Below are 10,258 nucleotides of genomic sequence, written 5' to 3'. Positions count from 1 at the left end.
CCTTCGTCTGGTCGGGGATCTGCTCCCTCAGAGGTCCTGCCATCCGGGTCCCGGAAGAGCCGGAAGAGCCGGAAGAGCCGGAAGAGCCGGAAGAGCCGGAAGAGCCGGAAGAGCCGGAAGAGCCGGAAGAGCCGGAAGAGCCGGAAGAGCCAGCTCACTGTCTGATCTTGCCAGACCCGGCTACTGGCCCGGTCGGTGGCCGCTCTTACGGGCGTGTCGACCGCTGGGGTGGCCCGCCGGGCCCGTGGCGTCCATCGCGGTCGTCTAGGTCGTCGAGGTGCTCGACGCAGTCATCGAGGATCGCTTGGGTGGTCCGGACATGCCACGCCGCCGGCGCCTGATCCTCCAGCGTCGCCCCGTACGGGTTACGGACCTTCTCCGCCGCACACACCAACTCCCGGGTCGCCGCGAGGATCTTGTCCCGCAACCAGTTCTCCTCCACATCCACCCCACCACGACCCGCCCGCCGGACAGGACGGGTCGGGACGAGCCCCGGCGGCATCCACTGCCGTGCGGGATCCGGATCGGCGGGGGACGGATCGAGCATCGTGACCTCCGGGGAGACGAAGTACCTGCACGCGACGCGCAGCCAACCTCACAGCGCCGGCCAGTCAGCTCCGGCAGTGGTGAGTGATCGCGCCGTCACGGCGCGCGACCGAAAGAGTGGCACCCTCTGACGACGGCGTCAACTCCCTAGTTCAGCAGAGGTGCGTCGGACGACGACGCTGACTGATCCGTCCGTGTGGCGATGCGGGACGCTGCTACGGTTGGCCCTGGCCCTGGCCCTGGCCCTGGCCCTGGCCCTGGCCCTGGCCCTGGCCCTGGAGAGGACGATGCGTTGATGTCAGCTATCGAGGAGGATTGTTCGCTTACGTTTGCGGACAAGATAAATCAAGCCTTCGCGACGATGCATCGCCCGGGGGAGGATCCGCCTACGAATCGGGAGGTGGCTAATTGGTTGGCGGAAAATTCTAAGAACGGTGAGCCAACCCTCAGCGAGAACTATATAGGCCTTCTCAGGCGAGGTTTTCGAACGAATCCGACCTTGCATACTTTGCAGGCCTTGGCCCGATTTTTTGAAGTGCCCGTAGGTTATTTCGCAGAGAGCGGCTCGGCTGCGAAAGTGATTCACGAGGAACTTCAGTTGGTCGCGAGTTTACGTGACGCTAAGGTGCGCGGTATCGCGGCGCGCGCAGCGAGTCTGGACTCTGAGATGCGGTCGTGGCTCCACGATTTTGTGAACACGCTCCCTGGTGGGCGACCGCTGGGTAAGCAGCGGGATCAAGCGCGTCTACGATCTTTTGAGGTACCGGCCGATGAAGACCTTGACGCCTGGTGATTCTGGAGTGGAGCTGGGCTCACCTAACTTGGGTGACAACCTTATCTAGGATGTTGAGTAGGGAGTGAGCAGGCTGTGCTGGGAAAGTTTGGGCCGCGAAGGTTGCCGCTTTTGTGCTGGCCGGGACAGGGAGTGGAAGCACGGGCGAGCGGGCTGGTCCGTGATCTCGGCATGACGTTCCCGCTGGATCTGGATGAGTTCTGTCGGAAGGTCGGGGAGAACCGCAGACGACCCCTACAGGTCGTGGCATTCAATTTTCCCGACCCACGTATATTTGGGCTGTGGGTAGAATGTGATGCCGAAGATTTTATCTTCCACGATGCGAATCTGGCGCCTCGGCAGCGCACCAGGACAATTTTACACGAGATCGGCCACATGACGCTGGGGCATCAGCTGGGAGCCGGTGGCGATGATGATGTGGTGAGGATGGTGGCTCCGCATCTTCCTCCTGGCGTGATGCGGCGCCGCTGTCTTCGCCGAGACTGTTTTGAGTCTCCTCAAGAAAACGATGCCGAGCACTTTGCTGCCATGCTCCAGTACTGGAACTACCGCGCCGTCATGGTCAGCAAGTGCAGTATCTCAGGCGAACCGATAATGGATGCAATCGATATCTTCTGACCTTCCCGATTCGGCGGCCTCACCGTGGGTATCACCGCTATAGCTGTATGGTGCGTGCTTGCAATAGCGTTTTTGTCGCGACTTTTGGTGAATCAGCCCGCGCGGCGTCGCCCCACCGGGAACCTGCTGGTGGCAGCATTGTTTTTGATGGCGTTCACGGAACTCCGTCCCATTGCGTCCATCATCGACTCTCTTGCTTCGGGGCTAGATCGACTTCTGGCCAATATTTTTCTGCTTTTGGCATTCCTTTCGACTACCCTATTTTTCACTGCTTGTCAGGCTTCTCAGCTACTGCTAGCTCGCCCGGCAGCGCAAGCCTCAGTAGCCGTCCTGGCCAGCATCGGCCTCATTGTTTGCTGGGCTGCAAGCCCAGTAGGGATGCCTCGGTACCCGGATTTCCTAGATGGATATGAGGCCAGATTTGCCCCTGTATACCTCTTCTATCTGACAGGGAACTTCCACTTTGCATACTGCTGTGCACTGCTGGCCTGGAGTAGCTACAGAGCTGTAATCCGCCCGGCCACCCCGTTACGCTGGGCCTCCTGCCTAGCCCTGGTCAGCTCGACCGCGATGCTCATCGGCGGCCCCGTCATCCGAATTATAGTGGTGGCGACAGCGTGGGGAACTACTAGTGAAATACTAATTCCCGCGGACCTACTCCGAGCGGAACAGCTACTGCTAAAAGCAGGAATCCTTGGATTTATCGGGAGTCTGTGCGCGTTCGCAATTCAAATTTTTCGAGCGTACCGCCGAGAGCAGCTGCTCGCGCACAGGAAGAGTGGTCGGCTCAAGGCTCTTTGGGAGGAGCTGGCCGCAACAGTTCCGGGGGTTCATTTTAAGAGAAGGGGGGCTACTGGAAGAGTGAGCGATCTCCTGCTCCGCGATACTCAATTCCTGTATGGCAAAATTTTCGCGGAGTGCGAGTACGGTCTGTGGCTGGTCAGCGAATACGTAGTCACACCCTCTGAGCGAATGACTTTGAAGCAGCAAGCGCTGGCAGTGTACGAGGCGCTGGTTAGATTTCATAGAGGAAAAGCGATCGCGGCTGACCCGGTCCCGATCGCGCAAGCCGCCGAAGATGACGATCGACCGCTACTGGTGTTCGCCGCTGAGTTCGCAAAGCTTGTCGAGCGTTACGGCTCGCCCCGGAACAGTACGATCGCCTGAATGCGCTTCCACCGCTGAGCGTGCCGAGAGTATGAAGGAGTGAGAGTGGAGGATCTGTACACAGCCGCGACGGTCCTTCTCGGCCCGGAGGGGGAGTCCGTATCTGACGGCGCGGTCCTTGTTGCCGACGGGGTAATTTCCGCAGTCGGTCGCCGCGACGAGGTGGAAGTAGGTGTCGGTAGAGATGTTGCTGTGCATCAGTTCGGCGACGCGACAATCATTCCGGGGCTAGTCGATGCGCATGTGCATCTCGTATTTCATGGCGGCCCGAACATCCTGGACACCCTGTACGCCGAAGATGACGACACGCGGCTCGCACAAAAGATGACCGAGCGAGCCCAGGAACTCCTTAGGTCCGGTGTGACGACGGCGCAAGACCTCGGCGACAGAAACGGTCTGGCTCGGCAGGTTCGAGACTCAATCTCCGGTGGAGAAGTCCTCGGGCCACGATTGTTGACAGCAGGAGCACCGCTGACGGTGAAGGAAGGGCACTGCTGGTTCCTCGGGGGTGTAGTCGAGGGCGAGCGAGAGATCCGCGACCGGATCCGACTGCTCGCCGCCCAGGGCGTCGACGCGGTAAAAATTATGGCTTCGGGCGGTCAACTGACCCCTGGCCCGTACGCGATGTGGGATCCACAGTTCACCCTCACTGAGCTGCGGGCTGCGGTCGACGAAGCGCACGGCCACGGTCTACGGATCGCCGCCCATGCGCATAGCGCGGCCGCGATCGCACTGGCAGTCGATGCGGGCGTCGACACTGTCGAACACGCCACCTGGCTCGTGGAAGGACCCGACTGGGACCCCCGACCCGAGGTCGCCCAACAGATGGCCGAGCAAGGGACAGTGCTCTGCCATGCCAGTAGCAACGACTGGCGCGGCCTCGCCACAAAGGTCGGCGAGGTCTGGGCGCGGCAGCTGATGGGGCGTGTCGTTTGGTTCGATGAACACGGAGTCACTCAGATTGCTGGCACCGATGCCGGGGTCACCAGCTTCGCCGGAACAGCCGCGGCACTCGCACGGTTCACCGAGTATGGATTCCCTCCTGGAAAAGCGGTAGAGATCGGCACGGTTGCTGGTGCTAAAGCGTTGGGCCTCGACGCCGTCACCGGCTCGCTAGCCCCAGGAATGGCTGCCGACTTGCTTGTTGTCGAGGGGAACGTACTCGCTGATCTGTCAGCAGTAACGAGGCCCCGCCTCGTCATTATCAATGGTCAACATGTCGCTCCGAAATGACCAGATGAAGGACGGAGTAGGGTCATGTCCGGGGTCGGCAGAGTCGAAACAATCAACCGATTGAGTCAGAGGTGGTGGGGTTTAACTTCCGCCGACGTCGAGCTGAGTGTTTCGACGCGATCACCCGCCTGCGACCATACGTAGAAAGCGAGCAGCTACCTGAGGGTCCTGCGTATGTACTTGATTTTATCAAGGTGCTGCGAGAAGTAGCTGATCGCCAGATTCTGTTCGGAGATTTAACTGATCCCGAAATTTTGGGAATATGCGACAATCGATTCGATCGAGAGACCGAAGAGCTTCTGAAGATCTCGCGCGAATTGCGGCTCTGTCGGATATGTCCGCCGATGGGCGATGCTGGGTCGTCTTGAAAGTTGAGGAAAGTGGTGATGAAGCGATGAGCTCTACGGTGCTGGTCGGAAAAACTGTTCTGGTCGGTCCGGTTGGGTGCAGCGTTCAGGACGGAGCGGTTCGTATCCGTGATGGAAGGATCGACGCTGTCGGCCCGGGTCCCGAAGTTCTGGCCAGCTCACCAGAATCGGAGGTGAAACATTTCCCCGGTGCAACGCTCCTGCCGGGATTGATTGATGCGCACACGCACTTGGTGCTCGACGGCGGCCCGGGCGCCTCGCAGCGTTTCGCCGCGCCCGCCCGCGGCGGAAGCGGAGGCGATGATGAGGCGCTCCTCGGGCAGATGCGAATCCGGGCCGCCCACGCCCTGCAGACCGGGGTCACCACGATGAGGGACGTCGGAGATGCGCGTGGACTGGCCCGCCGCCTGCGGGATGAGCCGTCCCTGGACATCCCACTCCCCCGGATCCTTACAGCTGGTTCTGCGCTCACGATCAGAGACGGAGAAGCGGCGTTCCTTGGTGGTGCCGTGGAGCCTCAGGGCGGGCTTCGCGCCGCAGTACGGTCCCGTGTTGCTGAGGGTGCTGACTTCATCTCGATCATGGGATCAGGTGGTCTGCTCGGCCTGGCGGGGCCTGCTGTGTACGAGCCGCAGTTCTCGCTGTCGGAGATTTGTGAAGCTGTCGATGAAGCTCACGCGGCAGGTGTTCGGGTTGTTGTGCACGCGCATGCCGCGGAGGCGATCGCACGCGCTGTGCAAGCCGGTGCCGATGAAGTCGACCACATGACCGGAGTGACCAGAGAGCGCGATATCATTCGTGACGAGGTATCCGCCAGGCAGATGGCTGATCAAGGAATCGCGGCGTGTGTGATTCACAGCGCGAACTGGCGCCGTGTGGTGGCTGGCAGCAGTCACAAGATGTGGGACAAAATGTACGGAAAGTTGCCCTGGCTGGCGAAAGTCGGCGTGCCCCTCATAGCAGGGAGTCGAGCGGGGACTGCGAATGCCCTGTTCAGTAATTTTGTCGATGGGCTCGAAGCCTACACGTGGGCGGGTCTCAGCGCGGAGAGCGTTATCGAATCTGTAACTTCACGCTCGGCGAAGCATCTCGGTCTCGCCGAAGTGACAGGGCGGCTGAAAGTCGGGTTGGCTGGGGATGTGCTGGTCGTCGATGGTGATCCCCGTGAGGATATCGGGGCGCTCCGTAAGGTCCAGTATGTCCTCAGTGCGGGCAGGCCGGTCGGAACTGCCGCGACTTGCTGATGGTGCAGGACGATGGGGTTACGAATTGTGGGAGTTGTGGATTCGCTGACTTCAGCAGAGGCCGCTGTCGCGGTGGCTGTGAAGATTAACACCGTGCGCGTTGTGGATGCGCAGGAATCTGGTCTGGAGGGCAGGTTCGCTGCGTGTCGCGCTGGCATGGGCGGTGTTCCAGGGTTTCGGGGAGTTCAGCTCTTGCGGCCGGTCGATGGTGGTGGCCGGTATTTCGTGCTGTCGTGGTGGGATTCTGACGCCTCGTTTTGTGATTGGCTAGCGCATGGTCGGGAGATGGCGCATGGGGTGTCGTCGGCCGGGTTAGGTGTGGAGTCGGAGTTGTTGGAGTTCGAGGTCGTCGACCTACCCAGCATCGCCGACGTCCTGGGGTAGGTCGGCGGCGGGTTTACGTGGCCGCGCGCTGCGCTGTGGTGGGTATGTGGGCCCTCGGGTCCGGGATGGTCGAGGCATCCGCGGCTGCGGCACTCGCGGTCGGCGGCGTCTGGGTCCCAGAAGCCGGGGGGATCGGGGACGCTGTGGTGGGTGGGCCAGTAGGCGGCGCAGTCGCTGCAGAGGAAGATCTGGATCGGGCCGAGTCGCAGGTTCTGTGGTGGCTGGTCGCAGGTCGGGCACCGGTAGACGCTGTGGGCGTGGTCCCGGCGCAGCGCCGGCGGGCGGGTCTCGTTGGTGGCGGCGATGGCGATGGTCAAGGCGTTGTTCCTGTGTCGGTGGTGGCGTGCTGGGGGCGTACGGCGTGGTGGTGGGTGAAGCCGTGTTCGCTGAGGCGGTGGGCGAGTTCCCCGGTCGTGTACGCCGTGTGGACCGCCGATTCGTTGTCGTCACTCTCGTCGTCAGCGCTGTTTCTGCTGGTGGATGACTTGTTGAGGCGGTTTATGGGGCTGCCCTTTCCCGGTGCGCGTTTGTGGAGCGTCGCGCGGAATGTGGTGGTGTCGACGAGGTGTTGGATGACGCGTCCGTCGGCGACGAGGGCCCCGTGTTGGTCGTGGGCGGTGACGGTGAAGACGAACCGGGTGGTGGTCTCGCTGGCGCAGCGGGCGGTGACTTGGAGTCGGTCACCGGGGACCGAGGGCGCCCGGTGGGTGATCTCGACTTTCGCGCCGATCGGTGTCTGGCCTGGTCTGGCGCGGTGGTGTCGGAGGAAGTCCATGCAGGGCGCTTCGAGGAGACCGACGAGGTACCCGGTCGCGAACACCCGTTCCCCTGCCCGAAATGCCCCGAGGGTGGGGTGCAGGTCGGGGACGAGCTGATCGTCGGGGACGACGTAGAAGATCGACATCTCGTCGCTGGTGCCGCGACCGGTCCTGGTGGGGCGGAGCGCGGTGGTCATGGCCGGCGGGTCTTCGGCGTCGAGGTCGTCGAGCGGTCGTCCTCGACGGTGCCGTTGTCGGTGCCGTTGTCGGTGCCTGTCCCGGCGGCGCCGGCGTCGTTGTGGTGGTCGGCGGTGGTGCTGAGGGCGTGTCGGTGGTGTGGGGGGACCATGCTGGTGATCAGGGCGGAGATGATGTCGCGCTGTCGTTCGGGTAGGAGCGCCCAGTTGTGGAGCAGGTCGGTGCCGGCGGGTTCGCGGAGCAGGATGTGCAGGGTGTGCGCGGGTCCGTCGACGGCTTCGGGGTGGTCGGTGTGGAAGAAGTCGTCGTTGACGTTGTAGTAGCGGGCGAGCCAGCGCAGGTAGGTGGGTGAGGGTTCTTTCCCGCGGGTGCCGTTGAGGATTTTGGTGATGTAGACGTCGCTGACGCTGCCGCCTTGGCTGCGGATCCATCGGACGATGTCGGTGGCGGGGAAGATGGTCCCGTTGGGGCGGCGGATGCTGCTGGCGAGGTAGTTCAGTCGTTCGCTGATGGTGCCGAACCGGTTCGGGTCGGGAGCGCCGGGCTTGATCCGCGGCGGTGTCACCGTTTCTGCCCGACCGCGGGCCGGGTCGGTTTCTCCGCCGGTAGTTGTGGTGCTGTTGGCGCTGTCGAGCTGTGCTCGTCGTCGGCTCATGGTGCTCCTTCTCGTCTGGGGACTGCTCCCGGGCGTTCCTGATGGTCCTGGTTCCGGGTGTGTGGGGTCGGTGCTGTCAGGTACGACACCCTATCCCCGGGTTGGGTTCTCAGGTGTGCTTCACACGCACAAGTGGACGAATATACAACAATGGATAGTGTACAATCGTGGTGATGTTCGGGTCGGGGTCGATGGACGGGGGCAGTGGTGCGGGTGATGAAGCTCCGAGTCTCGCGCGGCGCCGGGCCTGCCGGTGGTCGTAGCGGCCGAGGTGTGCGTTGATGGGGCCGGTCGGCGGTGTTTCCGCGCTCGCGGCTGCTGTGACTCTGGTGCTTGGCTTCGCCGCTGGGGGCAGGGGGCCCGCGGAGGCGGGTGATGCGGTGTGTGGGTGGCGGATCACTGCGACCCACGTCCTGGCTGAACTCGCTGAGCTCGACCCTGGCAGCAAGAGCAGTAGCGGTGCGGGGGTGTTGCGGTCGGCGTTACTCGCTCTTGGCGCCGATGAGCCCGGTTTCGTCCCCGTCGCCTGCTATGACGCCGCGTCCGGTGCTGGGGATCATGAAAACGGATCCGGTACTCAACAGTCGCCGATCGGACAGGTCCCGCCGCCGGGGGCGAGGTCGTCGTCGACCGGTTCGTCCCCGACGCCTGCGCAGGACACGGGCCGTGGCGACACCGCTGGTGAGGTGTTCGGCTGGGGCGCCCCCGATGTTGTCGACGACTTCACCGGCACCGCGCTGGGGCCCGGGTGGAATGCCTATGACGGCCCGGGTCATGCCGGGAACGGCGCCCGCTCCCCGGATGCGGCGACCGTCGCCGACGGTGTGCTGACCATCGACGGCTCGGGGGACGGCACGACCGCCGGGCTGGCGTGGACCGCGCACTCCCAGAAGTACGGGCGCTGGGAAGTCCGCATGCGCGCCCCCACCGGCTCCCCGTCCTACAACGCCCTGGCGTTGCTGTGGCCGACGCAGGAGAACTTCCCCGTCGGTGGGGAGATCGACTTCGCCGAGATCATGAACCCGGACCGCAACACCGTCGAACTCTTTCTGCACTACGGGGCGGACAACTCCCAGGTCCACGGCGAACTGACCATCGACGCCACCGCGTGGCACAACTACGCCCTCGAGTGGACACCGCACGGTGTGACCGCGTTCGTCGACGGCCGCGAATGGTGGAAGACGACGGATACCTCGATCCTGCCGCCGGGCCCGATGCACCTGTGCCTGCAACTGGACTGGTTCCCCCGCGGCGACGGCGAGACCGGGCAGATGCAGGTCGACTGGGTCAAACAGTGGAGCCTCGCCGTCGGCGAGGGCCCGTCCACGGACTCACGCGGCAGCGAAGGGTCGACCGGCGCGGACTCCTCCACCTCGATCACCGACGAGGTCAACAACGTTGGTAGTCGCTGATGACCACAGCCCCGTTATGCCCTGCCCGCTTTGTTTGTTGATCATGAAGGAAGTGCATTGATGTCTGCTCGTTCTGGTTCTTCGCCCTTGTCCTCGCTGGCGGGGGTGGTGGTGCGTCGTTCGGCAGTCGCGGCGTTGACAGCGGGGGCGATGCTCGGCGGGACCGCGCTGACGCCGGGTTTGCTCGTCCCTGCTGCGGCGTCGGAGCTGGAGTCCGCGACCGAGGCTCCGCCGGGGGAGGGCGCGGTGGGTGTCCTGGGCGAGCTGACCGATGCGGGTCATAAAGCCGTGGACGCGGTCGGCGCGGCCGGGGGCGCGGTCACCGACGTCGTGAACGGCCCCGCCCCGGCACCCGCCCCGGCCCCTGTGTCTGAACCGCCGCCTCGCCCGGCCCCGGGGCCCGCGCCTGCTGCTCCGTCCGCGCCCGTGCCTGCGCCGCCGCGGGCCGCTCCACCCCGGCCGGCTCCTACTCCGTCGCCCCCGCCGCAGAACGTCCCCCCGCCGCCGGACGCGGCTCCGGCGCCCGTTCCCACCCCGGTCCCGGCGGTGTCGCCGTCGACTGCTCCGCCGCCGGACAAGGCGGTGCCGGACAAGGCGGTGCCGGTGCAGCCCGCCGCTACCACGACGACCGCCCCGGCCGCCTCCCACAGTCCTGCCGGGCCGGCGACCAGCGCAACTACGAGCGGGCCTGAGGACCACGGGAAGAAGCACGGCCCGGGCCGGCCTGGGAGCGAGGCCGGCCGGGGCGGCTCTGCCGGTGCCGGTCGCGGCAGCGAGGAACAGGTGAGTCGTTCGGGCTCTGGTCGTGGTGGCTCTGGCACGAACACCGCGACCGTCGCATCCGATGATGGTGGGGCGAGTGTGGAGGATGCGCGGGCTGCG

At 64.2% G+C, this 10,258-nt stretch carries 9 protein-coding genes; 6 read left to right on the top strand and 3 right to left on the bottom strand.

Translation table 11 applies throughout. The annotated features are described in order from the left end of the window. Positions 1–205: 205 nt before the first annotated feature. A complete protein-coding gene (locus Ae331Ps2_RS29275; protein WP_139317227.1) occupies positions 206–547 on the bottom strand; it encodes a hypothetical protein in 342 nt (113 codons plus the stop codon). A gap of 963 nt (positions 548–1,510) precedes the next feature. On the opposite strand from Ae331Ps2_RS29275, the gene Ae331Ps2_RS31635 reads away from it, so the two are divergent. From Ae331Ps2_RS31635 to Ae331Ps2_RS34465, 5 genes are all read left to right on the top strand, one after another. After that, the gene (locus Ae331Ps2_RS31635; RefSeq protein WP_139317229.1) at positions 1,511–1,957 is read left to right on the top strand and encodes an ImmA/IrrE family metallo-endopeptidase; all 447 of its coding nucleotides are present in this window, start codon (positions 1,511–1,513) and stop codon (positions 1,955–1,957) included. 861 nt (positions 1,958–2,818) lie between these two features. Beyond that, positions 2,819–3,124 (top strand): hypothetical protein, encoded by a 306-nt coding sequence (locus tag Ae331Ps2_RS29265; protein WP_075329857.1) that lies wholly within the window; start codon positions 2,819–2,821, stop codon positions 3,122–3,124. Positions 3,125–3,169: 45 nt separating this feature from the next. Further along, positions 3,170–4,357, top strand: coding sequence for an amidohydrolase family protein (locus Ae331Ps2_RS29260; protein ID WP_139317231.1), 1,188 nt, complete (start codon positions 3,170–3,172; stop codon positions 4,355–4,357). A gap of 394 nt (positions 4,358–4,751) precedes the next feature. Next, a complete protein-coding gene (locus Ae331Ps2_RS29255; RefSeq protein WP_075302791.1) occupies positions 4,752–5,969 on the top strand; it encodes an amidohydrolase family protein in 1,218 nt (405 codons plus the stop codon). Between the two features lie 12 nt (positions 5,970–5,981). Then, on the top strand, positions 5,982–6,353 hold the full coding sequence (locus Ae331Ps2_RS34465; RefSeq protein ID WP_083680576.1) for an antibiotic biosynthesis monooxygenase: 372 nt from the start codon (positions 5,982–5,984) through the stop codon (positions 6,351–6,353). 313 nt (positions 6,354–6,666) lie between these two features. Here the strand turns inward: Ae331Ps2_RS34465 and Ae331Ps2_RS31630 are convergent, their stop codons facing one another. Continuing rightward, the gene (locus Ae331Ps2_RS31630) at positions 6,667–7,308 is read right to left on the bottom strand and encodes a thioesterase family protein (RefSeq protein WP_075302793.1); all 642 of its coding nucleotides are present in this window, start codon (positions 7,306–7,308) and stop codon (positions 6,667–6,669) included. Continuing rightward, positions 7,305–7,964: a hypothetical protein gene (locus Ae331Ps2_RS31625; protein WP_139317641.1), complete on the bottom strand. Its 660-nt coding sequence runs from the start codon at positions 7,962–7,964 to the stop codon at positions 7,305–7,307. Before Ae331Ps2_RS31625 ends, Ae331Ps2_RS31630 begins: the two co-directional genes overlap by 4 nt. Positions 7,965–8,650: 686 nt before the next feature. Here Ae331Ps2_RS31625 and Ae331Ps2_RS32360 point away from each other — a divergent pair. Continuing rightward, positions 8,651–9,376, top strand: a complete 726-nt coding sequence (locus Ae331Ps2_RS32360) for a glycoside hydrolase family 16 protein (RefSeq protein WP_075302797.1) — start codon at positions 8,651–8,653, stop codon at positions 9,374–9,376. Positions 9,377–10,258 lie beyond the last annotated feature (882 nt).

Origin of the sequence: Pseudonocardia sp. Ae331_Ps2 (assembly GCF_001932405.1) — a bacterium.
Lineage (GTDB): Bacteria > Actinomycetota > Actinomycetes > Mycobacteriales > Pseudonocardiaceae > Pseudonocardia.
The sequence above is the reverse complement of the archived record's forward strand: the minus strand, read 5'-3'. Positions and strand labels throughout refer to the sequence as shown.